The organism is Actinoplanes sp. 13, assembly GCF_056134165.1.
Genome location: NZ_JBVYOQ010000015.1, coordinates 161,800 through 186,584, shown reverse-complemented (window position 1 = coordinate 186,584; position 24,785 = coordinate 161,800). Strand labels below are relative to the sequence as shown.

The 24,785-nt window shown below is 72.3% G+C and carries 19 protein-coding genes; 11 read left to right on the top strand and 8 right to left on the bottom strand.

The window, feature by feature from the left end:
• Nucleotides 1-109 precede the first annotated feature (109 nt).
• Nucleotides 110-1,294, bottom strand: a complete 1,185-nt coding sequence (locus AC0NH5_RS26900) for a hypothetical protein (RefSeq protein ID WP_474408928.1) — start codon at nt 1,292-1,294, stop codon at nt 110-112.
• 103 nt (nt 1,295-1,397) lie between these two features.
• Between AC0NH5_RS26900 and AC0NH5_RS26895 the strand changes: the two genes are divergently transcribed.
• A complete protein-coding gene (locus AC0NH5_RS26895; RefSeq protein ID WP_474408925.1) occupies nt 1,398-2,000 on the top strand; it encodes a TetR/AcrR family transcriptional regulator in 603 nt (200 codons plus the stop codon).
• A 31-nt stretch (nt 2,001-2,031) separates the two neighbouring features.
• On the opposite strand, the gene AC0NH5_RS26890 is transcribed toward AC0NH5_RS26895, so the two are convergent.
• A complete protein-coding gene (locus tag AC0NH5_RS26890) occupies nt 2,032-2,898 on the bottom strand; it encodes a helix-turn-helix transcriptional regulator (protein ID WP_474408949.1) in 867 nt (288 codons plus the stop codon).
• Nucleotides 2,899-2,952: 54 nt separating this feature from the next.
• Between AC0NH5_RS26890 and AC0NH5_RS26885 the strand changes: the two genes are divergently transcribed.
• The 5 genes from AC0NH5_RS26885 to AC0NH5_RS26865 are packed head-to-tail and all read left to right on the top strand — an operon-like array spanning nt 2,953 to nt 7,330.
• The gene (locus AC0NH5_RS26885) at nt 2,953-3,564 is read left to right on the top strand and encodes a class I SAM-dependent methyltransferase (RefSeq protein WP_474408922.1); all 612 of its coding nucleotides are present in this window, start codon (nt 2,953-2,955) and stop codon (nt 3,562-3,564) included.
• A 58-nt stretch (nt 3,565-3,622) separates the two neighbouring features.
• Complete coding sequence (locus tag AC0NH5_RS26880) at nt 3,623-4,819, top strand: NAD(P)/FAD-dependent oxidoreductase (protein ID WP_474408919.1); 1,197 nt, start codon at nt 3,623-3,625, stop codon at nt 4,817-4,819.
• Nucleotides 4,820-4,868: 49 nt separating this feature from the next.
• Nucleotides 4,869-5,315 (top strand): nitroreductase family deazaflavin-dependent oxidoreductase, encoded by a 447-nt coding sequence (locus tag AC0NH5_RS26875; protein WP_474408916.1) that lies wholly within the window; start codon nt 4,869-4,871, stop codon nt 5,313-5,315.
• A 53-nt stretch (nt 5,316-5,368) separates the two neighbouring features.
• The gene (locus AC0NH5_RS26870; RefSeq protein ID WP_474408913.1) at nt 5,369-6,403 is read left to right on the top strand and encodes a tetratricopeptide repeat protein; all 1,035 of its coding nucleotides are present in this window, start codon (nt 5,369-5,371) and stop codon (nt 6,401-6,403) included.
• Nucleotides 6,404-6,451: 48 nt separating this feature from the next.
• Nucleotides 6,452-7,330 (top strand): class I SAM-dependent methyltransferase, encoded by an 879-nt coding sequence (locus tag AC0NH5_RS26865; RefSeq protein ID WP_474408911.1) that lies wholly within the window; start codon nt 6,452-6,454, stop codon nt 7,328-7,330.
• On the opposite strand, the gene AC0NH5_RS26860 is transcribed toward AC0NH5_RS26865, so the two are convergent.
• The 3 genes from AC0NH5_RS26860 to AC0NH5_RS26850 are packed head-to-tail and all read right to left on the bottom strand — an operon-like array spanning nt 7,270 to nt 15,909.
• Nucleotides 7,270-8,403, bottom strand: coding sequence for a Dyp-type peroxidase (locus AC0NH5_RS26860; RefSeq protein ID WP_474408908.1), 1,134 nt, complete (start codon nt 8,401-8,403; stop codon nt 7,270-7,272). The two genes, AC0NH5_RS26865 and AC0NH5_RS26860, sit on opposite strands and share 61 nt — an antisense overlap.
• Nucleotides 8,385-8,867: a hypothetical protein gene (locus tag AC0NH5_RS26855; protein WP_474408905.1), complete on the bottom strand. Its 483-nt coding sequence runs from the start codon at nt 8,865-8,867 to the stop codon at nt 8,385-8,387. Before AC0NH5_RS26855 ends, AC0NH5_RS26860 begins: the two co-directional genes overlap by 19 nt.
• Nucleotides 8,868-8,871: 4 nt before the next feature.
• Complete coding sequence (locus AC0NH5_RS26850) at nt 8,872-15,909, bottom strand: RHS repeat-associated core domain-containing protein (protein ID WP_474408902.1); 7,038 nt, start codon at nt 15,907-15,909, stop codon at nt 8,872-8,874.
• A gap of 128 nt (nt 15,910-16,037) precedes the next feature.
• Between AC0NH5_RS26850 and AC0NH5_RS26845 the strand changes: the two genes are divergently transcribed.
• Nucleotides 16,038-16,952, top strand: a complete 915-nt coding sequence (locus AC0NH5_RS26845) for an SDR family oxidoreductase (RefSeq protein ID WP_474408899.1) — start codon at nt 16,038-16,040, stop codon at nt 16,950-16,952.
• Here AC0NH5_RS26845 and AC0NH5_RS26840 read toward each other — a convergent pair.
• Together AC0NH5_RS26840 and AC0NH5_RS26835 are read right to left on the bottom strand one after the other, a co-directional pair.
• Nucleotides 16,943-17,905: a helix-turn-helix transcriptional regulator gene (locus tag AC0NH5_RS26840; RefSeq protein ID WP_474408896.1), complete on the bottom strand. Its 963-nt coding sequence runs from the start codon at nt 17,903-17,905 to the stop codon at nt 16,943-16,945. The genes AC0NH5_RS26845 and AC0NH5_RS26840 overlap by 10 nt on opposite strands.
• A 343-nt stretch (nt 17,906-18,248) precedes the next feature.
• Nucleotides 18,249-18,950: an HAD family hydrolase gene (locus AC0NH5_RS26835; RefSeq protein ID WP_474408893.1), complete on the bottom strand. Its 702-nt coding sequence runs from the start codon at nt 18,948-18,950 to the stop codon at nt 18,249-18,251.
• A 73-nt stretch (nt 18,951-19,023) separates the two neighbouring features.
• Between AC0NH5_RS26835 and AC0NH5_RS26830 the strand changes: the two genes are divergently transcribed.
• Nucleotides 19,024-19,341: a hypothetical protein gene (locus tag AC0NH5_RS26830; RefSeq protein WP_474408891.1), complete on the top strand. Its 318-nt coding sequence runs from the start codon at nt 19,024-19,026 to the stop codon at nt 19,339-19,341.
• A gap of 11 nt (nt 19,342-19,352) precedes the next feature.
• Nucleotides 19,353-20,492, top strand: coding sequence for a DUF6745 domain-containing protein (locus AC0NH5_RS26825; RefSeq protein WP_474408888.1), 1,140 nt, complete (start codon nt 19,353-19,355; stop codon nt 20,490-20,492).
• A gap of 436 nt (nt 20,493-20,928) precedes the next feature.
• Here the strand turns inward: AC0NH5_RS26825 and AC0NH5_RS26820 are convergent, their stop codons facing one another.
• Nucleotides 20,929-21,786 carry a MerR family transcriptional regulator gene (locus tag AC0NH5_RS26820; protein WP_474408885.1) on the bottom strand — a complete coding sequence of 286 codons (858 nt, stop codon included), beginning with the start codon at nt 21,784-21,786 and terminating at the stop codon, nt 20,929-20,931.
• Nucleotides 21,787-21,976: 190 nt separating this feature from the next.
• Between AC0NH5_RS26820 and AC0NH5_RS26815 the strand changes: the two genes are divergently transcribed.
• The gene (locus tag AC0NH5_RS26815; RefSeq protein WP_474408882.1) at nt 21,977-22,756 is read left to right on the top strand and encodes an ABC transporter ATP-binding protein; all 780 of its coding nucleotides are present in this window, start codon (nt 21,977-21,979) and stop codon (nt 22,754-22,756) included.
• Entirely contained in the window at nt 22,741-24,783 is a 2,043-nt protein-coding gene (locus AC0NH5_RS26810; RefSeq protein WP_474408879.1) for a hypothetical protein, read from the top strand. The genes AC0NH5_RS26815 and AC0NH5_RS26810 overlap by 16 nt, the downstream gene beginning before the upstream one ends.
• The last annotated feature ends 2 nt before the right edge of the window (nt 24,784-24,785 follow it).

Here is a 24,785-nt window from a genome sequence, read left to right as displayed (position 1 = left end):
ATCACCTTCGGTGACCGCTGGCCGGCCGCCGAAACCTACTAACCGAAAGCCGAAAACACCGATCTTGGTACGGACCCCTTCGGGGACCGGCCGCGGGAGGTAGCCGAGGTCAGACGGCCGTTCGCGTTGCCGACGGGGTGGTGGCGGACTCGGTGGGAGTGCCGGCCTCGGCGGTGGCGGTGGATCCGTCAGGAGCGCCGGGTTCGGCGGGGGCGCCGGACTCGGCGGTGCGGTGGGTGGCGGTTCGGGTGCGGCGTGCCTTCAGGGCGCCGGCCAGGGTGAGGGCCAGGCCGAACAGGAGCCACGCGGCGAGGACGATCAGGGCGTGCGTGGCGCCCCTGCCGTCGAAGAAGGCGGTGGAGCGCAGCAAGGAGGCGCCGGCGCCGGGCGGGAGGAGCTGGCCGAGTTCGCCGGACCAGCCGGGGAGCATCTGCGGGGCGGTGGCGGTGCCGGAGAGCGGGTTGCCGAGCAGCATCATCGTGGCGGCGCCGAGACCGAAGCCGGGGAGGCCGAACAGGGACTCCAGGCCGAGCAGGGTGAGCGAGGTGGCGGCGATGGTGAGGGCGACGGCGCCGGAATTCGCCAGGTAGGAGCCGTCGAGCGAGCCGAGCCAGAACTGCAGGATCGCGGCCATCGCGAGGCCACCGGTGACGGCGAAGGCGAGCGCGCCGACGACGCGGCGGGCGATGCCGCGGACCCGGTTGGTGAGGAAGACGGCGGCGAGCATGCCGCCGAGAACCAGCGGGAGGGCGCCCGCCGTGAGGCCGGCCCCGCGCGGATCGTCAGCGGGCAGCGCGACCACGTCACGGACCAGGACGGCAGGCGCTGCGTCACCGGCGGGCGGCTGAGCGGTGGGGTTCTGAGCGGTGGGGTTCGTGGTGCCGGCCGAGGGCTGGGCGGTGGCGCCGGGCCGGGCGAGGGCGGTGGCGATGCCCTGGAGGGCCTGGGCAACGGCGGGGCTGCCCGCCGAGGCGGTGAGGACCTGCGGGGCGCCGGCGGTGAGGTCGATCGCGCCGTAAGCCTCGCGGTCGCGGATCAGGGATTCGGCGGCTGCGGTGTCGGGGACGGCGGTCACCTGGAAACCGCCGGGGAGGCGCTGGTCGAGCGCGGCGGTGACCTGGGCGACGGCGGGGGCCGGGCCGGCGACGGCGATCGGGACGTCGTGGATGGACGACCGCACGGACGGCCAGGCGAAGGCGGTCAGCAGAACGCTGATGATCACGGTGAGCAGCGCGACCGTCCCGGCGACCACCGGCCAGGACGACGGCGCCGACGTGTCGGTGCTGGTGGACATGTGGACTCCTTCGGAGATTTAAAAGAACGACTGTTCGCTTTATCAGCGTGCACCCGGGTGTCGCCGGTTGTCAAGAACGAGCGTTCGCTTTACTGTCGGTTCCATGCCACGAGTGAGCGACGAGTACCTGGCCGGCCGGCGTGCGGAGATCCTGACCGCCGCGGCGCGGCTGTTCGCGGCCAACGGCTTCCACGCCACGTCGATGGTGGACATCATCACCGAGTCGGGGCTGTCGGCCGGTGCCGTCTACCGGTACTTCCGCAGCAAGGAAGAGCTGATCATCTCGGTCGCCGACCTCGCGACGTCCACCGCCGGCGAGGTCTTCGACAGGCTTCTCGCGGACGGCAACGTGCCGACGCCGGCCGAGCTGGTGACCACGATGATCGACACGGTCTACGAGCGGCTCATCCACAACCCGGACATGGGTGTCGACCTCAGCCGGATCGCGGTGCAGGTGTGGTCCGAGGCGCTGCGCAACCCCGTGGTGGCCGCCCGCGCCAGTCGTGCGATCAAGGAGTTCCGCGAGCTCGGGACCGAGGTGGCGCGCCGGCTGCAGGCGGCCGGCGAGATGCCCGGAGCCGATCCCGAGCAGGTCGGCGCGGCGATGCTGGGCATGATCCAGGGATACATCCTCCAGCGGCTGCTGTATCCGCAGACCAGCCGGGAGGGATACCAGGAGGGCGTCCGGGCGCTGCTGAACCGCTGAGGTGAAGCGGTGCGGCCCGCCGCTCAAGGGATCAAGCGCTGAGGCGCCACCGGGCCGGCGTCACGCCGTGTTCGGTGCGAAAGCGGCGGATGAAATAGCCCGGGTCGGGATAGCCGACCCGGCGGGCGATCGCCCCCACCGTCAGGTCGGTCTCGGTCAGCAGACGACGCGCCTGCTGAAGGCGGCGCTGGGTGAGCCACTGCTGCACGGTCCGGCCGGTCCGGCGGCGTACCACGGTAGTCAGATGACCGGGGGAGAGTGCGAGGTCGGCGGCCACGTCGGCGAGCGAGATCGGCTCGGCGAAGCGTCGTTCGATCACGTCGAAGACCTCGGCCAGCAGCGGCTCGTCGGACGAGCGGAGCGCGCCGGCGACGTCCGCGGTCAGCCGGGACACCTCCACCAGCAGCAGGGTGAGGTGGGCGAGGGCGGCCTCCCGGTAGCCGTCGCGCCGCTCCCGCAGCTCGGACTCCAGCGCGCCGAAACTCAGGTCCCAGGCCGCTCGCCCGGCCGGCGGGATCCGCAGGCGCTGCGCCCGGTCGGCGCCGCGGGCGAACGGGAACAGCAGGGGGTGTGTACGCCAGGACGGGTACGCGTCGACGGCCCGGACCACGTCCGCCGGGAACCAGACCACCCAGCCGTCGTCGACGACCACGTCGTGCCGCTGCGGGAAGGACACCATCTGGCCGGGCGCCACCACGAACAGGTCGCCGTCGCCGACGGTCCACGTCCGGCCGTCGAGCTGGAACTCCCCGGCGGCCCGCCGCGCGTAGAAGAGCACCAAGAAGTCGTGGGCATGGGCGCGTTCCTCGACGTGCGGTGCCCGGGGCAGCCGGGCGGCGCCGACCGGCGGCGCGCCGGGCGACCGGTCGAACGTGGCGACAGCCGAGGATCGTCCCATCGCGGCCACAGATCGGCCATTGTCGCTCGTGCGGGCGGGCATGAGGCTGATGGTATGACCCAAGGACAGTCCTATCTACCGGCCATGGGCCAACACTGGCTGGGATTCCTCTACGACCCGCTGACCCGTCTCTGGGGTGTGCCACGGCTGCATGCGCAGCTGCTCGACCGCGCCGGGGTGCGGCCCGGCCACCGGGTGCTGGAGATCGGCTGCGGCACGGGCAACCTGCTGCTGGCGCTCGCACGGCGCACGGAGGGCGTACACCTGCAAGGTATTGATCCGGATGAGAGCGGGCTGCGCCGCGCCCGGCGCAAGGCTCGGCGGGCCGGTGCCGAGATCTCGTTCGAGCGGGCGTACGCGGGCCGCCTGCCGGTCCCGGACGCCGGCCTCGATCGGGTGCTTTCCTCGCTGATGCTGCACCACCTCGACGCGGCGGAGTCGGCGCGGGCGTTCCGGGAGATCCGGCGGGTGCTGCGCCCGGGCGGGGAGGTGCACATCGTGGACATCGCCGGGCTGCCTCCGGGGCACCGGGCTGGTCGCCGGCATCCGCAGCTCGTGGGTGACCTGCCGGCGCGGGTGCTCGGTGGGCTGCGGGATGCGGGCCTCGGCGAGCCCCGGGAGAACGGCCGGTCGGGCCGGTACGTCTTCTGCCGGGCGGAGGGCTGAGGCCGAATGCGGCGGGCGGGGCATCGACACAGCGGCGGAGATCGTCCAATATGGCCGTGTGACGGATCCGACATACGACGTCGTCGTGGTGGGGGCGCGCTGCGCCGGTTCGCCGCTCGCGATGCTCCTGGCCCGCCGTGGCTACCGCACCCTTCTGGTGGACCGGGCGACGTTCCCCAGCGACACGGTCTCCACCCACGTCATCCACCCGCCGGGCGCCGCCGCGCTGCAACGCTGGGGGCTGCTCGACGAGATCGCCGCGACCGGCTGCCCGCCGGTGGGGCGGTACTCGTTCGACTTCGGCCCGGTCACGGTGGCCGGGGCGCCGGGCACCGCCGAGGCGCCGTACGCCTACGCGCCCCGCCGCACTCTGCTCGACAAGATCCTGGTGGACGCCGCCGCGGCCGCCGGTGCCGAGGTGCGCGAGGACTACACGGTCGACGAGGTGGTGCTCTCCGACGGCAAGGTGAGCGGGATCCGCGGCCACGACCGCAGCGGCGTGTCGTTCATCGACCGGGCGCCCGTGGTGGTCGGCGCCGACGGCCGCAACTCGGTGGTCGCCAAGGCCGTCGACCCGGGGGTCTACGAGGATCAGCCGGCGCTCACGGTCGGCTACTACGCGTACTGGAGCGACCTGCCGACCGACACGTTCGAGGCGTACAGCCGGCCGGGCCGGGGCTGGGCGGTGTGCCCCACCAACGACGACCTCACGCTGGTGATCGGCGGCTGGCCGCACGCGGAGATGGCCACCCACCGCAACGACGTCGAGACCGAGCTGCTGCGGACCTTCGAGCTCTCGCCCGAGTTCGCCGCGCGGATCAAGGGCGCGAAGCGGGAGACCCGGCTGGCCGGCACCTCGGTCCCCAACTACTTCCGGGTGCCGTTCGGCCCGGGCTGGGCGCTGGTCGGCGACGCCGGGTACAGCCGGGACTTCATCACCGCGCAGGGCATCACCGACGCGTTCCTCGACGCCGAGAACCTGGCGTTCGCGCTGGACCAGACCCTGGGCGGCGGTGTCGCGTACGCCGACGCCCTGGCCGGTTACCAGCAGCGCCGCGACACCCGCGCGATGCCGCAATATCAGATGACGCTGGGCATCGCCTCGCTGCAGCCGCCGGACCCGCAGATGGTCGCGCTGGTCTCCGCGATCGCCGGCAACCAGGCCAAGATGGACGCGTTCGCGCGGCTCAACTCCGGGGTGACGTCGCCGGTGGAGTTCTTCGCGCCGGAGCACATGGCCCGGTTGATGAGCTGACGCCGGGGCGCTCAGCGTCTTCACAGCCGCCGTCCCGCACAGTCGACGCATGCCGAAGGTGCCACCGCGTTGGTTCATCCGTTCCGCCTGGGCTGTTCACCGTGCCCTGTTCCGTGTGACCGGTGGCCGCAGAGGGCTGTGGCCGCCACGGCCGGACCGGTGGGGAGCGCTCCGGCTCACCACCACCGGCCGTCGCAGCGGGCAGCCGCGCAGCGTGATCCTGGCCTATTTCGAGGACGACGCCGGCCTCGTGCTGATGTCGATGAACGGGTGGGGCGAGGGCGTGCCGGCCTGGCAGCTGAATCTGCGGGCCGACCCCACCGCGAAGGTCGAGTTCCGGCGGGGCTCGCGGATGGTGCGGGCGCGCGTGGCCGCCGGCGACGAGCGCGAGCGGTTGTGGGCGCGCTGGGGTGAGTTCGACAAGAACCTGGCGGGACATGCGGAGAAACGCTCCACGCCGACCGACGTCATCGTGCTGGAACCGATGCCCGTCTGAGCCGGTTCGGGCGTCGCTGGTACTCCTTGTCGAACTAATCCATACTTATCGTCATGTCACCGTCGCCCGCCGCAGATCCGGGTCAGGTGGCGAGCACCATCGTGACGTGGTCGGGATTCGTTCTCGCCGGCTTCAGTTTTCTCCTGACGGTGTTCACCGCGTTCCTGTTGCTGGCCGGCGTGTTCGGGCTTCGTGAGATCAGGAACATCCGGCGGGCCGGTCAGGAGGTCGGCGACCAGACGAAGAAGATCCTGCAGGACGCCAATCAGCTCCTGCAGCAGCTGCGCACCGAGGTGGCCGGCATCGACGGCCGGATGAATTCCCTGGTGGAAGTGTCGTACCTGTTCAACCAGGGAGAGCTGGCCTATCGCGCCGGCGAATATCTGCGGGCCGTGGACTACCTCGGGCGAGCGGTCCTCCTGGACCCGAAGAACGCCAGGGTTCTGTACCGCCTGGGCAGAGCCCTGACGAACGCCGGTGACGACGTGGCTGCCCCCGACCGGTTCCACGAGATGAAGGCCCTGGGCGAGCATTCCGGGGATCCGGAGAGAGGGCTCGCCTGGGTGTACAGATACAGCGACCCCGGGCAGGCCCTGCGGTACGCGCAGGAGGCGACGAAGGTCGGGCCCGGCAACCACCACAACTGGAACTGCCTGGGGATAGTCCAGCGTGACGGCGGCGAGATCGTGGCGTCCCTGCGCTCCCACGAGCGTGCCGCCGCCCTGGAGCCCAACTCCGTGGTGACCCCGTTCTATCTGGCATTGTTGCGAGCCCGCCAGGGTGCGGAGGAACGCGCCCGCAACGACTGCAGCGCCGCCGTCTACCGGCTGCACGCGCAGGAACAGCGGAGCCCGGTGAAATCCATCTGGTCCGACCTCATCCTCTGGGCGAACTGCGTCCTCGCCGGGGAATACGACGCCGCCGACCAGTTGTGCACCTCGCTGGCCGCCAGTTGCACGTCACGCCGGCGGGCCCGCGAGGTCGGCGGGCACATGGACTTCCTGCTCCGGTCGCTGAAACGCGAGGGCCATCTGCGCCGTTACCTCGATCCGATCGAGCGGCGGTGGCCACCCCAACCGGGCGAGTGATGCCGTGTCCCGGCCTTGCCGCCCCGTGATGTGCACTACGCTGGCGCGGTGCCCGCGAAGGTTGATGCAGCGTCGGCGGTGAGCGGCCGTCAGGTCGGCCGCGGGTCGGGGGTGTACCTGACGTCCGAGCCGAACGCGACTGCTCCGCGCCGGGTCGTCGTCGACGGCAAGCGGCTGTCGCGTTTCATGGACTCCATCTATCTGGATCGTCCGTGCGAGAAACTCGACTGGAAGAAGATCCAGGTCCTCAACGCGGTGCGCCGTCCGCTCCTCGATCGCGACGGTGTCAGTGCGGTGAACCTGCGGCTGCGCACCGCGTTCGCGCGCACGGTGAACCGGAGCGGCGCTCATGACGTGCTCGAGTGGGGGTGCGGCTACCACCCGATGCGGGACCTGCTCGACGCGCGCCGGTACATCGGGGTGGACATCGACCCGGCGGTGATCGGCTACAACCGGAACCGCTCGCCGGCCGATCGCTGGTGCCCGGCGGACGGCGACCTCGCCGCGATCGGCGATGCGAGTCAGGACGTCATCGTCAGCGCGTTCGTCTTCCATTTCCGCCTGACCCGAACCCACCTGGCGACCATGCGGCGCATTCTGAGGCCCGGCGGCGTGATCCTCGGCAACGTGTACCGCCGGTCGCCGGCTTCCCGGCGCGAACTCGCCTCACGGTTCGAGGGTCTGGGATTCCGGGTGCACCGGGAGAAGGACGCCGCGGATCTGTGCAGCGACCACGAGTTCTGGTGCCTGGTCCGGGACGACCATCCGGATCCGGACGTGCCGCCGAGAATTTTGAGCAGCGTGGCGGCGGAACTCCTCGACGATGCCGATCCGGTTCGCCGCCGGGGCGCTGCGGGGGAACGCCGTTACGCCGTGAGCGTGCGGCCTGGGAAGTCGCCGTCCGACCCGGGCAGCGCGAAGAAATAGCCGCCGCCGAACGGAAGGACGTAGCGGGCCAGTGCCTCGCCGGTGAGCCGGCGCTGAATGGTGGCGAAGCCGCGCTCCACGTCCTGCTGGAAGCAGACGAAGATCATGCCTTGGTCGCGGATGCCGGCCTGGTCCCGCCCGGCGTCGTAGGCGTACCCCCGGCGCAGGACCCTGTTCCGGGCCGTCTCGGGTGTGCGCGGGTTGGCGCGGCGGATGTGCGCGTCCAGGCCGACAGCCAGGCCGTTCGGATCGGCGGCGTAGCGCGGCTCGTCGATCTCGCGGGTGCCGTCGAGCGGTGCGCCGTCGACCTTCCGGCGACCGAACACCGCCTCCTGTTGATGCACGGTCTCGGCGTCCCACAGCTCCATCGCGAGGCGGATCAGGCGGACCACCTGGTAGCTGCCGCCGGTCGCCCAGGCCGGCTCGCCGGCGCCGGGCCACACCCAGACCAGGTCGTCCATGAGCGCGGCGTCGGCCGGATCGGGGTTGCCGGCGCCGTCGCGAAAGCCGAAGAGGTTGCGGTCGGTGGGGCGGCCGTCAGCGGTGAAGCCGTTCTGGTGGCGTACGCCGGGCATGCTCCACCGCGGGCGCAGCGCCGGGCCACCGGCCGTGGCCAGCGCGGCAACCAGCCGGCGGGCCGCCTCCGGCCGGTCCGCGCAGACCTGGAGCAGCAGGTCGCCGCCGGTGCTGCGGGGGTCGGGCACATCGCCGGGGAACTCCGGCATCGCGGTGAGCCGGGCCGGGCGCCGGTGGGCCAGGCCGAACCGGTCGTCGAAGAGGGACGCGCCGACGGAGACAGTCACAGTCGCGGTGGACGGCACCGGGACCGACCCCAGCGCCCGCAAAAGGGTCACCAGCCCGTCCCGGTCCGCCGCGGCGACGTCGTAGGACCGGAACTCGGCGGCGGCCGGCGGCGGCGTCACGATGCCCGGCTGGTGCGGCGGCCTGACCCGGGGAGCCGTGGACGGCGAAGTCGCGGGCGCGGGCGGTGCGGTGGTGCAACCTGCCAGCCCGAGGGCGACGCTGCCGCCGAGCAGCGCCCGGCGGCTGACGCTTACCGGGTCGGAGCGCATACCAGGGTGATCCGGTAGGGCAGGTCCGGATCCTCGTGCGTCTGCGTGACCATGATCCAGCCGTCGCCCGGCAGCGCCCACACGCTCGCCCACATGGCGTCCTGTTCCTCCGGGAAGCCCGCGGTGCCGTACCCCCCGCTGAATGCCGGTTCGCCGAGGACGGTCGCCGCGGCGGCGGCCGCCCGCTGCCAGCGGACGGCGTACTCCCGGTCGAGCTCCTCCTGGGTCCGGTCGTCCGGATCCGGCCAGGTCAGGTCGATGGTCACCTCGTACTGGTCCACCTTGTCGCCGGTCCGGTAGGAGTCCAGCTCGAGCTCGCCCCGCCGGAAGCTGCGCCGATCGCCCTTGGCCTCGATGAGCTGCCAGCCGGCCGCCGCCAGCGCCGCGTCGTCACCGCCGGCCGTCCAGGTCCACGGGATCGCGGCCAGTTCGCCGGCGGCCCCGGCCACGTCAAGATTTTCCATGGGTTTACATTCCCCTTCCGGAATGTACGGTCACCCGGAGCGTACCGTTGGTCACGAATTCCCTGTAGTGCGTCTGGAACAGGGCGCGGAACGCCGCCGCCGCCTGCTGGTTCGAGACCACATAGATCACGCCCTTGCCCCCGACCGCCTGGTTGAGCTGCAGCAGGCGGGTGGCCTGGTCGAGGATCTTGGCCTCGTCGTAGTGCTTGTGGCTCGGGTTGTACTGCGACTTGCTCCAGGCGTTCGGCTGGTTGGTCCACTTCGGTTCGAGGATCCAGCCGGCCCGGCGGCCGTCGACCTGGACCGTGCGGCCGTTGCTGAGGTACCACGTCTCCTCGTGGTTCTTGCCGGTGATGTGCCGCTGGAACTTGTATCCCGGCTTGTCGGCGTTCGGCACCGCCCTCGGCTTGCCCCGGGTGGCGGTGATGCCGGGGTTCTTGGAGGCGAGGCCGGACGGGTCGACCAGGGTGGCCGGGTCGTTGCCGACGTAGGCGTACTGGTTGATCTGCCCCGATTCGAGGCCGAGCGGGTCCCGGCTGATGAACCGGTGCAGGTCCGGGCTGTAGTAGCGGGCGCGGTGGTAGGTGAGCCCGGTGCCGTCGTTCTCCCGGCCGGTGAACTCGAGAGTGTTGCCGGCGTCGTCACCCTCGGCCGAGGCCGCGCCGAACGGCTCGTACGAATACTGCGCCACCAGCCCCGACTCGTCGCCGAGCGCGACGACGCTGTTCAGCGCGTCGGTGAGGAAGGTGGTGGTGGCTCCGCCGTCGGCGAGGCGCACCTGGAAGCCGTCGGTGCCGTCGGCGAGCAGGTTGGTTCCGGAGCCGCCGGCCGTCTCACGGACCGGGTTGGGACCGTCGTAGAGGTAGCCGCGGGCGGTGCCGCCGACCGTGGCGGTGGTGCGCTTTCCCTCCCCGTCGTAGCCGAACGACGCGGTGATGCCGCCGCCGGTGATCCCGGTCAGCTCGCCGCGCGCGTTCCAGGTGTAGGAGCGGGTGCCGTCACTGGTGAGGTTGCCGTCGTTGTCGTAGCTGAGCGTGCGCCCGCCGAGCGTCCTGAGCTGGTCGGCGTCGTCGTAGGCGGCCGGCCCGAACGCATCCGGCACGTCGAGCCTGGCGAACGTCCCGCCCAGCGAGGTGCGTTGCCCGTCGGCGTCGTCGTACCCGTAGTTGAGGTAACCGAGGATCCGCTCGCCGTGCCGGTAGCCGATCGTGGTGATCTCGCCGGTCCGGTCGTAGCTGTAGTCCTGGTGGTAGTCGCCGCGCCGCACGTCGGAGGGGCGACCCACCTCGTCGTGGACGACCGCCGTGAGCACCTTGCCGGCCTGCTCCACGCCGGTGAGCCGGTCCGCGTCGTCGTAGCTGTAGGTCAGCGGCGCCTGTCCGCCGGCCCGCATCGTGGTCAACCGGTCGGCGCTGTCGTAGTCGTAGCCGACCTCGCCGCCGGGCTGGGTGACGGTGCGGGTTCGGTCCAGGCTGTCCGGCGTGATGGTGGTGACGGCCGTGCCGTCGGTGACCGATCGCAGCCGGTCGCCGGCGTCGTAGACCCGGGTCACCGTGCTCTGGGCGGTGCCGCCGGACACGCCGTACCGGGTGACCGTGGCCCGGTTCAGCTCGTCGAACTCGGTGGTGGTGACCTTGCCGGACCGGGCGGTGTACCTGATCGCGTTGCCGAGGCCGTCGTAGTCGTAGGTCTCCACCTCGGACAGCGGGTCGGTGACCGTCTTGACGCGATCGGCGTTGTCGTAGGTGAAGGTGGTGACCTTGTCCCGGGCGTCCTTGACGGTCCGGCGGTTGCCGTTCTCGTCGTAGGTGTAACCGACCGTCCGGCCCAGCGGGTCGGTCTCGGCGGTGACCCGGCCGAGCAGGTCGTACGCCGTGGTGGCGGTCGCTCCGCCGGGCGCCTCGACGCGGACCACGCGGCCCAGCGCGTCCAGTCCCGTGCGGGTGACCCTGCCTTCGGCGTCGGTCACCGTGGCCGGCTCGCCCAGCTCGTAGGTGGTCGTGGTGACGTGGCCGAGGTTGTCCGTGGTGGTCAGCCGCTGGCCGGCGTCGTTGCTGGTGTACGACTCGGCGCGGCCGGTCGGGTCGATCTTCCTGGCCAGCGTGCCGCGCGGGTCGTACTCGAAGCGGGTGACCTTGCCCAGCGGGTTCGTCACCGTGTCGAGCTGGTGGAACGGCCCGTCATAGGTGAACCGGGTGACCCGCGCGTCGTCGGTGCCGGCCAGCTCGGTGGCGACCGTGACGTTGCCGTAGGCGTCGTACTGGAATTCGGTGCGCCGCCCCAGCGCGTCGGTGCTCGCGCGTACCAGCGGGCTGCCCGCCTGGCGCTCGTTGGTGGTGGTCTGCGCCTTGGCGGTGCCGAACGCGTACGTGTCGGTGACCGTCTGCCCACCGGCGTCGAAGGTGACCCGGCGGACGTGGTCGCGCGGATCGGTCAGCCGAGTCTCGACGATCTTGCCGTCGGTCCCGGTGGTGTACGCGAAGCGCCAGATCGCGCCGGTGCCGTCGGTCTGCGTCTCCACCCGGCCGGCGGCGTCGTAGGTGTTGGTGTTGTAGGCGATCCCGCGCGGGTCACGGATGCTCTTGAGCTTGCCGGCCTCCCACGTGTAGGTGGTCACGCCGCCCGCCGGGTTGGTGACCGTCCACAGGTATCCGTCGGTGGTGTACCGGTAGTCGACCCCCCGGCCCAGGTTGTCCTCGGCCCGGGTGACCCGCTGCTGGGCGTCGTAGCTCAGCTTGATCCACTTGCCGTTCGGCGAGGTGATCTGGGTGATCCGGCCGCTGAGCCGGGTGGTGCCGGCGGCATCCGGGGGCATCGGCGCGCGGGTCAGGGTGGTCGTGTTGCCGTACCGGTCGCGGATGGCCTGCAGCGGCGCCTCGTCGCCGATCTGCATGACCGTGCCGTCGGCCAGGGTGACGTCCCAGCCGTTGCCGTTCCAGGCCAGCGTGGCGCCGTGATAGATGGTCGCGGTCGGGTCGGCCTGGAAGATCGCGCTCTCGTAGCTGGCCGGTCCGCTGCCGGGGCTGATCCGGCGGAAGTGGATCCGGGCGCCGTCCTCGAGGACCAGGTCGGCCTCCTCGTAACCGAGCATCTCGGCCGACCACGGGTAGATGTTGTAGTTGATGTTCATGCCGATGCCGAAGGCCCGGGTCTCGGCGTCGCCCTGCTGATAGGTGCGGGTGAGCTGCAGCGGGACGGTGTCGTCGACGGCCAGGTCGGTGGTCCGGTCGACCATCAGCCCGGTGGCCAGATCGACCGGGTCGCCGCCGCTGGCGCCGTTGCCGGCTGCCGGCGCGCGGCCCGGCGGGTTGTACCCGGGCACCACGGTCATCGCGCCGGTGAACCGGTAGACCTTGGTGTCCGCGTCCGGCCGGACCTGCTTGCCGTCGCGGGTGACCGTGCCGTGGCCGTAGACGTGCCAGCCGGCGCCCTCCGGGTCGTAGGACCAGAAGTTCATCCGGGTGCCGGGCGCCTGGCCGGTGTAGTTCGGGTAGACCAGCTGCACCCCCTCGGGGAAGACGGTGGCGCCGCCGGGCTGGATGGTGAAATAGACCGGCACGTTCGACGGCGGCAGCGGGAACGGCGGCCGGTCGACCGGGATCGCGGTCAGGTTGAGGGTGCGGGTGACCTTGCCGTCGCCGTCCCGGATGATCGTGCCGGCCGGGATGTGCACCTCCAGGCCGGGGATGGCCTTGGTGGTCAGCACGGTCTTGCGAGTGGTCGGGCTGCTCACCTGTACCGACGCGGTCGGGTCGAGCGGCTGCATCCAGATCGTGTAGGGCAGCGCCAGCGTGCGGCCGGCGCCCACGTCGACGCCGATGTCGAAGACGCCGTAGGTGGCCGCGCGGGTGCTCGCGGTGCGGCCGTCGACGTGGAGCACCCGGTGGCCCGGGGCCACGCCGCTCAACAGGAACCGGCCGTCGGCGTCGGTGCGCCCCCGGACCTCGCCGACGTTCACCGCCACGTTGCCGACCGGGTCACCGTCGACCGCGCGGATCTGCCCGGCCAGCGCGGTGACGCCGTTGGGTGCGGAGGCCAGGCCGCTGGGCGCCGGCGCGGGGCCGTACCCGGTGGTCCAGCCGAGGCCGGAGAATTGGCGCGCGCCCGGCCGCCAGCCGCCCTGATCGACCGCGGGTGGCGCCTGGGGCGCGGCGGCGACCGTGGGCTCCTTGGCGGCGGGCTTGCACGTCGCCCAGCCGCGGGCCGGCGCCCCCGGCCGTGGCGCCGGCGAGGGAAGCCGGCGCGGCACGGACGACGGGCACAGGTCGGCGTCGGCGTCGGGCGGGCTCACCTGCCGCGGCGCCGGGTCTCCGCCGGACTGCTTCGCCACCGCGGTCCGCGTGGTCGCGGTGGTCGTCACGCTGCCGACGCCCGCGTTGTACGGGTCGAGCACCACCACGAAGTCGCCGGTGGTGGTGAACGCCGGCACGTCGATCGTCTGGCCCTCGCTACGCAGCCGGTCGAAGACGAACGTGCTGCCGGTGGGCGCCAGCACGCGTACCGAGACCCAGGTGTTGGTGAGCGTGATGCCACTGAAGGCCAGCCGGGTCGTCTGCCCGGTGGTGCCCGGCAGGATCAGCCGCGCGTCCTGGCCCGGCCGGCTGATCGCGACCGGGATGCCCGGCCCGCCAAGGGTCAGCCGGCCGCCGTCGACCTCGGTGCTCAGGGTGACGTCGAGCGAGCCGGTCCTGGCCTGGTAGGGGTCGAACACCACCTGGTAGGTGCCGGTCGAGGGCAACGCACCGAGGTCTTTGTCGTCCAGGGTGGACATGGCCGACGCCGAGCCGAGCTGCGTGCCGTCCGGCTTGAGCACGGTGGCATAGGCGAAGTCGAGCCCGGCGGTGGCGCCGGTGAAGCCGAGACTGACCTTCTGCCCGGCGGTGCCCTCGAACCGGATGCGGGCGTTCTGACCTGGCGCGCCGAAGATCAGGTGGGCGGCGGCACCGCTGTCGGTGACCACGCCGGCGTCCTGCTCGGCCGAGATCACCAGGGAGAAGTTGCCGGTCGTGGCCCGGTCCGGGCTCAGCACCACCTGGTACGAGCCGGTGGCCGGCAGCGCGGGCAGGTCGAGGTTGTCGAACGCGTACGCCCGGGCGAGGCTGTTGCCGTCCGGCCGGGTGACCTGGGTCAGCAGGTATGCGTTCAGCGTCTTGTCGCCGAACCCGATGCTGAGCCGCTGCCCGGTGTCGCCGTCGAGGCGGAACCGGACGTTCTGCCCGGGCCGCGCGAGGCTGACCGGCACCGGGCTGCCCCGTGCCGGCGCGCCGAGGTCGATCTCCGCGGACAACCAGGCGGAAAAACCGCCGGTGACCGGCGCGGAGAGCACCACCGTCCAGCGTCCGGTGCTGGTCAGCGCCGGCAGTGTGGAGGTCTCACCGGTCGCCACTGCGGTCTCGCTGCCGTTCGGGTCGACCAGCGTCACGCCCGGGTAGGTCAGGCCGGTGATCCCGGTGAAGCCGAGGCTGAGACGCTGCCCGGCGGTGCCGTCGAAGGACAACCGGGTGGCCTGACCGGGCCGGGCGACGGTGACCGCCACGGCGTTGCCGCCGACCCCGATGGCACCGCCGTCGACCTGCGACGACAGCCACATGGTCGCCGAGCCGGTGGTGAGGTCGCGGGTGCCGACGACGAACCGCCAGGTGCCCGGCCACGGCGTGGTGAAGGTGCCGATCCCGTTCTTGTCGAACAGCGTCCAGCGCAGATGCTCGGTGCCGTACGGCGTGTAGAGCCGGACCACCGCGTAGGCCGAACTGGCGAACGTCCAGTTGGCGAACGCGAAGCTGAAGCGCTGGTTCTCCCCGGCCGGGAAGGTCAGCGCGGCGTGCTGGCCGGTGCGCGCCAGTGTCAGCGGCGTGCCGGCCCCGGCCGGGTCGAGCGCGCCGAGGACCTGCTCGGACACGGTCACCGTGATCGAACCGGCCGCGGTGCCGTCCGGGTTGACCTCCACCGAGTACGTGCCCGTGGTGGGCGCCGCCGCAAGGGCGAAGCTGTCGTTGGAGTTGAGTTGCTGCGGCCGGTCGAACTGGGTGCGGGCGTAGCTCTGCGCGAACGGCGTGTGCAACGAGATCTTGCTTGCCCCGGCCGTGTTGCCGCTGAAGGAGAGGCTCAGCTTGCGCCCGGCGGTGGCGTCGAAGCGCAGCACCGCGGTCCTGCCGCTGGGGATGGCCACGGTGGCGCCGGCGCCACCGACCGCGATCCGGCCGCCGTCGACCATGACGTCGGCGGTCACCTTCGGTGGCGGCACGATGAAGTCGCCCTCCGAGGTGGCGAGGCCGCGCGGCGTGCGCACGGAGACCCGCCCGGAGACCACCGCGTCCGGCACGGTCACGGTCAGGCTGGTCGGGCTCGCCGCAGTGACCCGGGCACGGGTGCGGTTGACGACGACGGTGTTGTCGGCGATCGCCGGTGCGAAACCCGTGCCCGAGATGGTCAGCGTGCTGCCGGGCGCGCCCTGCGACGTGCTCAGGCCGGTAATGACCGGCCGGACGGCCTCGGTGTCGACGGTGAATGCGGCGCCGGCAGCCGTGGTCCCGTCGGCCCGGTGCACCCGCACGGTGCCGCCGCCGGTGCCGGCCGGCACGGTCACCACGTGTGAGGTGGCCTCGGACCGGACGACCGGGGCGTCGACGCCGTCGATGGTGACGGTGTCGCCGTCGCGGAAGCCGGTGCCGTGCACCGTGATCTCGGCGCCACGGCCGGCCTTGAGCGGGATGACGCTGAGCACGCTCAGATCGGCGGACGGATGGCGGCGGACGGCCAGCAGGTTGCCGGCCTTGTCGTAGTCGTGTGCCGCGGTGTCGCCGGCCGGGTCCACCGCGCCGACCAGTTGCCCGGCCGCGTCGTGCACCAGCCGGTACGGCTCCGGTGCCGCGGCGGGCAGCAGCCGGTACGGACCCGGTGCCGCGGCGGGCAACCGGTCGGCCGGTGCGGCGGTGGCCTCTTCCGAAGCCGCGGCCGGTGCGGCGTGCACGCCGGCGAACGCGGCAGTGCCCGAGATGATGAGGACGGCGAAGCGCGCGAAGAAGCGCCCTGCGATGGACATGCCTACCCCCGTGTGGCGCGTCCGGTGCTGTGGTGACGGCACCATAACGAACACCATGGATGACGGTCAATGTCCTCCGGGTGGGAAACCGGACACCGGTTGTCAGGTATCGCCGACACCATCGGGGCATGACTCAACCACTCACCGGAAAGGTGGCCCTCGTAGCAGGGGCCACGCGCGGCGCCGGGCGGCAGATCGCGGTCCAGCTCGGGGCGGCCGGGGCAACCGTCTACGCCACCGGGCGCAGCACCCGGGCCCGCCGCTCCGAAATGGACCGCCCGGAGACGATCGAGGAGACCGCCGAGCTGGTCACCGCGGCCGGCGGCACCGGCATCGGAGTCGCCGTCGACCACCTGGACCCGGCGCAGGTCAAGGCCCTGGTTGACCGGATCGACGCCGAGCAGGGCCGGCTGGACGTGCTGGTCAACGACGTCTGGGGCGGCGACCCCCTGACCACCTGGAACAAACCGGTCTGGGAGCAGAGCATCGAGGCCGGCCAGAAGCTGCTCCGCCAGGCAGTGGACACCCACATCATCACCAGCCACCACGCGTTGCCACTGCTGATCCGGCGGCCGGGCGGCCTGGTTCTGGAGATCGGTGACGGGACGACCGGGTACAACGCTGTCAACTACCGGCTCTCGGTCTTCTACGACCTGGCCAAGTGGTCGGTGAACCGGCTGGCGTTCGTCTGGGCGAAGGAACTGGCCGAGCACGGCGGCACCGCCGTCGCGCTGACTCCTGGATGGCTGCGCTCGGAGATGATGCTGGAGGGCTTCGGTGTCACCGAGGAGAACTGGCGGGACGCCACCGCCAAGGAGCCGCACTTCGCGATCTCCGAGTCGCCGGCGTTCGTCGGCCGTGCGGTGGTGGCGCTGGCCGCCGACCCGGACCGGGCCCGCTGGACCGGCAAGTCGGTCTCCAGCGGCGAACTGGCCCAGGTCTACGGCTTCACCGACCTCGACGGGAGCCGGCCGGACGCCTGGCGTTATCTCGTCGAGGTGCAGGACCCGCAGAAGCCGGCCGACGTGACCGGTTACCGGTAGAGGCCGCTGAGACGCTGCGCGGCCGCCGCGAGCCGGTCGCGCAGTGCCGGTGGCTCCACGACCTCGGCCTCCGGCCCGAGACGCAGGACGTAGGAGTACGCCACGTCCAGGGACTCGACCGGCAGACGGGTGCGCACCCATCCGTCCGCCTCCGGCTCCGAGGCGGCGGAGACCGCCTCCTGCAGGGCCGGCGGCTCCACCACGTGACGCAGCATCCGCATCCCGTCCGCGCTGAGCCGCACCGTGATCGTCTCGTGGAGCATCTGCCGGAGGAACTCGGCGGCCCGTTCCGCCCAGAACGCCGGCAGGTCGAAATCCGGGTCACGCACGAACGTGTCACCGGTCGGCTCCACCGCGACGATGCGGTCCACCCGATAGGTGCGCGCCGCGGAGCCCACCCTGCCGACCAGGTACCACACCCCGTTCTTGAGCACGAGACCGTACGGGTCGACGGTCCGGACGACATCCTCCCGGCGCCGGTAAGTCATGGTCAGCGTGCGGTCCTGCCACACCGCCGGCGCCAGCTCCGCCAGCAGCGGCGGCGGCTCGGTGTCGCCGAACCACCCCGGCGCGTCCAGATGGAACCGCTGCCCGGCGCGCTCGGACGCCTCCCGCAGCCCCGGCGGCAGCGCGGCGAGCACCTTGCGCCGCACCGCCCGGACCGGCTCGCCGAGCCCCATGTCCCGGGCCGGCCCCGGCAGCCCCGCCAGGAACAGCGCCTCCGCCTCGCTGCGGCTCAGCCCGGTCAGCCGGGTGCGGTAGCCGCCGACCAGCCGGTAGCCCCCGGACCGCCCCTGCTCGGCATAGACCGGGACACCGGCCTCGGACAGCGCCAGCACGTCCCGATAGACGGTCCGCTCCGAGATCTCCAGCTCGGCGGCGATCTCGGCGGCGGTCAGCGTGCCGCGCGCCTGCAGCAGCAGGACGAGATTGATCAGCCGGGCGGCGCGCATCCGCTCATTCTGCGCGACCCACGAGCCAGATCCCGATTCGGTACGCCTACGACGAGTCCCCGGGCATCAGCGCGACGCGGTCGCCGGTCCGGACCGTCCGGCGGCCGGCGGGCTGACCTGCGGGGTCACCCTCACCCCCTGGCGTCCCACGACCCGGCCCCGTCCCACGACCCGGCCCCGTCCCGCCGCCGGCATCTGGCGGCCGCCGGCATCTGGCGGCTGCCGCTCCGTGCGTTCACGGCCGCGGGGTTTTGCTCCACGTGCTCATCTGGCGGCTGCCGCTCCGCGCGGTCACGGCCGCGGGTCGCTCCACGTGCTCATGGAGCTGTCGCTCGGGCGGGGCTCATGAAGAGCTTGCGCTCACCCGTACATCCGCGGGGTCCGAAGGATCGTCGATGGCGGCGATCGCGGCAACCACCTCGGGGAACGTCTCGATCGCGGCCGTGACGAACCGCTGGTCGAAGTCGTCCAGGCGGCGGACGCCGCTCTGCAGGCAGGCGATGAAGCGGATGCCGGCGCCGCCCGCGGCGATCGCGTCGCCCGGCGAGTCGCCCACATAGACGCACTGCTCCGGCCGGAAGCCGGTCTCGGCGAGGAGTTCGTCGAAGGCGCGCGGGTCCGGCTTGCGGAAGCGGGTGTTGCCCTGGTGGTAGGCGCCGGTGACGCGGCCGGCAAGCACGTGGTCGGAGGCCAGCATGTGCCGGATCTCCTCCTCCGCCCGGGAGGTCAGCAGAAAGATCGTGTGACCGTTGTCGACCAGGGTGTCGAGGGCCTGGAGGTTCTCCGGCGGGATGACGTCGAGGCGGCCGTCGGCCAGATATTGCTGATGCAGGACCGGGAAGAGCTTCGCGAAACGGTCCAGATCGACACCGGGGGAGCGGTGCGGCATGGCGTCCAGCAGCACCTCACCCCAGGTGGCGAGGTGCAGCTCGCGGGGCATGGGCGGGCGGCCCAGCCGGGCGAGCACCTCGTTCTCCAGCTCGAAGGAGGCGGCCTCGGTGAGGCACAGGGTGTCATCGACGTCAACGATCACGGCCTGGATCACGGCGACAGCTTAAATGTCGTACCCCATGAGTAACGTCCGCCGGCGAGAAGAGAAGAGCTCCGGGGGAGGCCTGATGTTCCGGCAGGGCGATGTGCTGATCATCGAAGTCGAGCCGGCCACGGTGCCGGCCTGTGGGCCGGTGCCCCGCGACCGGCGCGGCCGGATGGTGCTGGCGCGCGGCGAGGCGACCGGGCACGCGCACGTGGTCGGTGGTCCCGGCCTGCGACTGCTCGCCGACCTCGACGACCCGGAGCGGATGTTCGTGGACGTGCCGCAGCACGGCCGGGTCACCCATGAGGAGCACGGGCCGATCTCGCTGCCCGCGGGCCTCTACCGGGTGGTGCGCCAGCGGGAATACCTTCCGGGCGCCGTCCGGCCGGTCGCGGATTGAGGGGGAGTCCCGTGCAGCTGACACACGCGCAGGAGGCGATGGCCGCGGCCGTCGAGGACCAGTGGCTCGCCGCCGCGGTGGAGACCGGGCCTGCCGCGCGCACGGCCGCGGAGGAGGGGGTCCGCGCCGCCTACCGGCTGGCCGGGTTGCCGGAGCCCGCGCGGATCCATTGGCTCGGCTCGCCGCGCGCCGGTGCGGTGGCGGTGGCGTTGATGTCCGGCTTCGATCCCGGTCCCGAGGCGCCCGGCTGGGTGGCCGACGTCGCCGGCGTGCTGCGCGCGCAGGGCTGGCGGCCGGGCGACACCGCCGGGCCGTCGGTGCGCCGGCAGGTGCGGACGCAGCCGTGGGCGGCCGCACGCCAGGCGGCCGCGTCGGCCCTCGGGACCGAGGGGTGGGCGCAGCTCAGCGCGGCGGCCGGGCGGCGGTCGTGGGGCCTCGTCATGGATCTGATCGCCGGCCGCCTGCGGCAGCGCCTGGGCGAGGACCTCGCCGCGGAGCTGCCGGGAGCCCGGCTCCCGCTGCTGGACGCGATCTACGGCCAGCATGACGCCGCGTGGCTGTGCACCTTCGAGGCCGCCGGTCGGCTGGCTCCGGCGGCCGGCCTGACGGGCGGGCTGACCGGGCTCGCCGCGGTGGCCCGCGCCACCGGCTGGTGGTGGGCGCACGCCGAGGCCGCCGTGCTCACCGAGCGTCCGGTCCGGCTGGCCCGCGACAACGTGGGGCGTCTGCACCGCGGCGAGGGCGCGGCCATGGAGTTCCCCGACGGATACGGCCTGTGGGCCTGGCGGGGCATGCCGATCCCGCCGGCACTGGCCGCCGAGCTGCCCGCGCTGACCCTGTCGCGCATCCGCGCCGAGGAGAACGCCGAGATCCGCCGGGTGATGCTGGAGCACTTCGGCTACGAGCGTTATCTGCGCGAGGCCGGCGCCCGCAAGATGGGCGCCGACGAGACCGGCACGCTGTGGTGGCTCGACCTGCCCGGCGACGAGCCCCTGGTGATGGTCGAGGTGGTCAACTCGACACCCGAGCCCGACGGCACCAGCCGGATCTACTGGTTGCGGGTCCCACCCCGCACACGGACGGCGCGGGAGGGCGTCGCATGGACGTTCGGGCTGACGGCGGAGGAATACCAGCCGCTCGTCCAGACCTGAGCGCAGTCGCAGTGGTCCCGGCGGCGCGCCCAGCCACGCCGCCAGGACAGCTGTGGCCGCTCGCCGCGCGCTCCCCGCGGTCACTCGCCGTGCGGTTGCGGTTCCCACGGTTGCGTGCCGTGCGGTTGCGCGGTTGCGCTTCCCGCGGTCGCGCCGTGCGGCTCCCCTGGACGCGCGCTTCCCGCGGTCGCGCGCCGTCCCGACCGGCCGCACTGTCCCGACCGACGGGCCGCGCTGCCCCGATTTCGGGCTGCGCTGTCCTGATGAGCCGCGCGCCTTCACGGGCCGCACGCTTCACGGCCCGCTGTCGTGCTGTCGCCGGAGGCAGTCTCCACCTCGCCGGAGGCCGTCTCCGGGTGGTGCCGTTGGCTCCGGTCGCGAGTTGCGGCACCAGCGGCTTGTGATTTTCGGCACCATTGACCGGTTCACCCGTTGATCAGTCTCCGCGAGTTGTGACCGCACTTCCGTCCGTGGCGAGGAGTTGTGCCGTGCGTTCCATGCAGCGTTTCTGGGCGGGCGAGAAGTCGTAGGGCATCTTGGTGATCGATGCGAAGGCGCTCATCCGAGTGTCCTTCTCCTCTGCCAAGTCGGCGTCGTAGGTCTCGAAGAGCTCCTCCTCGGCCGCGTCCAGTCCGGCTGCCTCGACGGCCCGGTCCAGGGCCCTCTGGTGGGCGCATCGCTGTACCGCGAGGTCTTCCACGCGCGGGTCGTCGGGTTCCACACTGTCGTCCAGGGCCGCCTCGGCCGCGTCCAGACGGTCCTGCTCCGCCCGCAGGCCGGGGTGGGTGGCCAGCACGATGAACACGCTGGCCTGGATCGCGGCGCCCAACGGGCCGAGGATGCGTTCGGTGACCAGCAGCGCGTCCAGGTCGGTGGGGCGCAGTGCCCCCGGGGGCAGGTGGCTGAGCCGGTCCGTGACCAGTTCGGAGAGCAGTCCCAGCGGGCTGCCCACGGCTCGGAGACGCTGGACGGCCGCACGCTGGCGTTTGATTCCGGCCTCCTGGGCGGCCAGGGTCTCCTCCAGCCGGCCCAGCACCTCCCCGATGTCCCGGGTTTCCTCGAATGCGGCCCGCACGTCGTCAAGGCTGATGCCGGCTGCCGCCATCTTGCGGATCCACAGCAGGCGGATCATGTCGTCGTAGCCATAGCGGCGGCGGCCGTCCGCGCCCCGCTCGGGCTCCGGCAGCACACCGATCTGGTGGTAGTGGCGAACAGCGCGCGGCGTGGTCCCGGCGAAGACGGCAGCGTCACCGATCTTGACCTGCCGGGGAGGCATCGGGAAGGAGTACGTCACAGACGGAACCTTTCGTGCTGAGGTGCCTCGAGGAGACCACGTGCCGCTACGGCAGGTGCAACAACATCACCCCGGAGATCACGACGAACCGGGCCGTCCCCACCTGCCGAGGCGTGCGGGACAGCGAAGTGGATCACTGCGCGGTTAGGATCTGCGTCACTGTCCGCCGCTCAACGGGGGTTCATCAAGCGTGCGTACGCCTTTTCAGGACAGCCCGGAGCCCGCGCTGGAGTTGACCGGACTCGGCAAACGGTTCGGTCCGAAGACGGCGGTGCGGGACGTCACGCTGTCGGTTCCGGCCGGCTCGTTCTACGGTCTGGTCGGGCCCAACGGCGCAGGCAAGACCACCTCGCTGTCGATGGCGGTCGGGCTGCTGCGCCCCGACGCCGGGCATTCCCGGATCTTCGGCGTCGACGTCTGGGCCGACCCGGTCGAGGCCCGGGCGATGGTCGGCGTCCTGCCCGACGGGCTGGCGTTGCCGGAACGCCTGACCGGCCGGGAGCTGCTGGTCCACCTGGCGCGCCTACGCGGGTTCGACCGGGCCACCGCGAACGGGCGCGCCGAGGAGCTGCTGGAGATCCTCGGGCTTCTCGACGCCGAGCGCACCCTGGTCAACGACTACTCCACCGGCATGCGGAAGAAGATCGGCCTCGCCACGGCACTGCTGCACGGGCCGCGCCTGCTCGTGCTCGACGAGCCGTTCGAGGCTGTCGACCCGGTCTCCGCGCTGACCATCCGCGGCATGCTGCAGGCGTTCGTCGGTGGCGGCGGGTCGGTCGTGCTGTCGAGTCACGTCATGGCGCTGGTCGAACAACTCTGCGACCACGTCGCGGTGATCGACACCGGCCGGGTGGTGGCCGCCGGGACGCTGAGCGACGTGCGGGCCGGGGACAGCCTGGAGAGCCGCTTCGTCGAGCTCGTCGGCGCGACCGGCGACACCCGGAGGGCGCCGTCGTGGCTGGCATCCTGATCTCGATGCGGCTGCGGGTGCTCGCGAACTCGCTCACCGGCCCCCGCGCGGCCGTCATGATCCTCGGCGGCGTCACCGGGCTGCTGCTCGCCATCGGGACCATCGCCGCGGCCGGCGCCGGCCTGGTGCCCGCCGTTCTCCGCGCGGACCTGCTCGCCCTGCTGCTGGCCTGCTGGACGGTCGGCTGGATCCTCGGTCCCGTCTACACCGGCGGCGGCGATGTCAGCCTGCGCCCGGAGCAGTTCGCGCTGCTGCCGATCCGCCCGCTGCGTCTCGCCTTCGGCCTGCTGACCGCCGGCTTCATCGGCATCGCACCGGTGGTCAGCCTGATCGCTTTCGGGTCGCTGGTGGCGTTCGCCGTGGACGGCGGTGCGGCCGGCGTCGCGGTCTCGGTGGTGGCGACGGTGCTTCAGCTGATCCTGGTCCTGGTGGTGTCCCGGCTCGTCGTCGGCCTGCTGGCGGTGATCGTCCGCTCCCGTGCCGGCGCGATCCTCTCCGCGCTGGTCAACGCCGCCATGGCGGTCGTACTCAACCAGGCGTGGGTGGTGATCTGGGCGGCGGTCGAGTCCGAACTGTTCACGTTCGGATTCCCGCCCGGCTTCTCCGCCGCGCTGCGGTGGCTGCCCTCCTCGTGGGGCATCCTCGCCGTCGACGCCGCCGCCGACGGTGACTGGCTCGTCGTCGCGGCCGCGCTCGGGGGCCTTGCCGTTCTGATCGCCGGCGCGCTGGCGGGGTGGGCGCGCCTGCTGGTCCGGCGAACCACCACCCGCCCCACCCAGTGGGCACCGCGCGGCAGCGGGCGGCCCTCATCGGTCGGCAGCGCCGGCCGGCCTTCGTCGCCGGACGGCGGCGGCCCGTCCTCGGTGCTCGACGGCGACGGCCGTTCGCCGGCGCTCGGCGGCGGCGCCCGAACGTTGTCGCTGCTGGACCGGCTCGCCGATCGCGGCCCGGCCGGCCTGGTCGCCGCCAAGGAGCTGCGGACCTGGTCACGGGACCTGATGCGGACCCACCTGTTCCACTACTCGGTGTTCTTCGGGGTGCTCTACACGCTCGTCCCGCTGCTCGTCGACTGGCGCGGCATGCTGCCCTGGACCGGTCTCATCGTGGTGGCGATGGCCGCGGCCACGTCGGCCAACCTGTTCGGCCTCGACGGCACCGCCCTGTGGCTGAACCTCGCACACCCCGGCGGCGAGCGGGCCGAGGTCCGCGGCCGTCAGCTCGCGTGGCTGCTCCAGGTCGCACCGCTCACCATCGCGATCACGGTGGCCGGCACGATCGCCGGCGGCACCGCGCAGACCTGGCCCTGGGTCCTGGCGCTGCTCGCCGCGCTGCTCGGCGGTGGCGCCGGCCTGATCGTGCTGATCTCCGTGTACGCCCTGGCCCCCGTCGTCGAGCCGAACCGCCGCAGCGGCAACCCGCTGGAAGCCGGTCCCGCCTTCGGCCAGGTCATCGGCGCCCTGCTGCTGGTCACGCTCACCGCGCTGCCCGCCGCCGCGGTGGCCTGGGCCGGGACCCGTTTCGACCTGCCGATCGTCACCTGGGCGGCCGTCGCGGTCGGGCTGGCCACCGGCGTCTGGCTGACCGTCTGGGGCGGACGGCGGGCCGAGAGCCGGCTGCGCGCCACCGGCCCGGAGTTGCTCGCCGCCATGCGCGGCGGCGGCCCGGTGCCGCTGTCCGCCGGCGGCAGAGCAGCATCGCCCCCGGTGCCGAAGATGCCCGCGGGCAAGTCCGCGTTCGTCACCCTGTTGTGGACGGTCTGCTGGATCCCGCTGTTCCCGCAGGGCCTCATCCCGCTCTGGCTGATCTTCACCGGCAGCGACACCAAGGTGTGGTTCGCCGCCCTCTACCTCGACGACCCGTGGCGCGTCCCGGTCGCGGTGGCCTTCATCCTGCTCGGCGCCGGCATGCTCGCCGTCGGCTCGATCATGCCGATCCGCCACAACCGCCGGCACCGCGCCGCCGCGGCGGCCACCGAGGAGCAAGCCGCCGGGGCCGAACACCTGCTGGAGAACGCCGGCCGTCCATGAGA

What these genes read in the sequence shown, in the direction of transcription:
- AC0NH5_RS26900 (WP_474408928.1), bottom strand. Translation starts at nt 1,294, where the DNA reads ATGTCCACCAGCACCGACACGTCGGCGCCGTCGTCCTGGCCGGTGGTC.
- AC0NH5_RS26895 (WP_474408925.1), top strand. Translation starts at nt 1,398, where the DNA reads ATGCCACGAGTGAGCGACGAGTACCTGGCCGGCCGGCGTGCGGAGATC.
- AC0NH5_RS26890 (WP_474408949.1), bottom strand. Translation starts at nt 2,898, where the DNA reads ATGGGACGATCCTCGGCTGTCGCCACGTTCGACCGGTCGCCCGGCGCG.
- AC0NH5_RS26885 (WP_474408922.1), top strand. Translation starts at nt 2,953, where the DNA reads ATGACCCAAGGACAGTCCTATCTACCGGCCATGGGCCAACACTGGCTG.
- AC0NH5_RS26875 (WP_474408916.1), top strand. Translation starts at nt 4,869, where the DNA reads ATGCCGAAGGTGCCACCGCGTTGGTTCATCCGTTCCGCCTGGGCTGTT.
- AC0NH5_RS26870 (WP_474408913.1), top strand. Translation starts at nt 5,369, where the DNA reads ATGTCACCGTCGCCCGCCGCAGATCCGGGTCAGGTGGCGAGCACCATC.
- AC0NH5_RS26860 (WP_474408908.1), bottom strand. Translation starts at nt 8,403, where the DNA reads ATGCGCTCCGACCCGGTAAGCGTCAGCCGCCGGGCGCTGCTCGGCGGC.
- AC0NH5_RS26855 (WP_474408905.1), bottom strand. Translation starts at nt 8,867, where the DNA reads ATGGAAAATCTTGACGTGGCCGGGGCCGCCGGCGAACTGGCCGCGATC.
- AC0NH5_RS26850 (WP_474408902.1), bottom strand. Translation starts at nt 15,909, where the DNA reads ATGTCCATCGCAGGGCGCTTCTTCGCGCGCTTCGCCGTCCTCATCATC.
- AC0NH5_RS26845 (WP_474408899.1), top strand. Translation starts at nt 16,038, where the DNA reads ATGACTCAACCACTCACCGGAAAGGTGGCCCTCGTAGCAGGGGCCACG.
- AC0NH5_RS26840 (WP_474408896.1), bottom strand. Translation starts at nt 17,905, where the DNA reads ATGCGCGCCGCCCGGCTGATCAATCTCGTCCTGCTGCTGCAGGCGCGC.
- AC0NH5_RS26830 (WP_474408891.1), top strand. Translation starts at nt 19,024, where the DNA reads ATGTTCCGGCAGGGCGATGTGCTGATCATCGAAGTCGAGCCGGCCACG.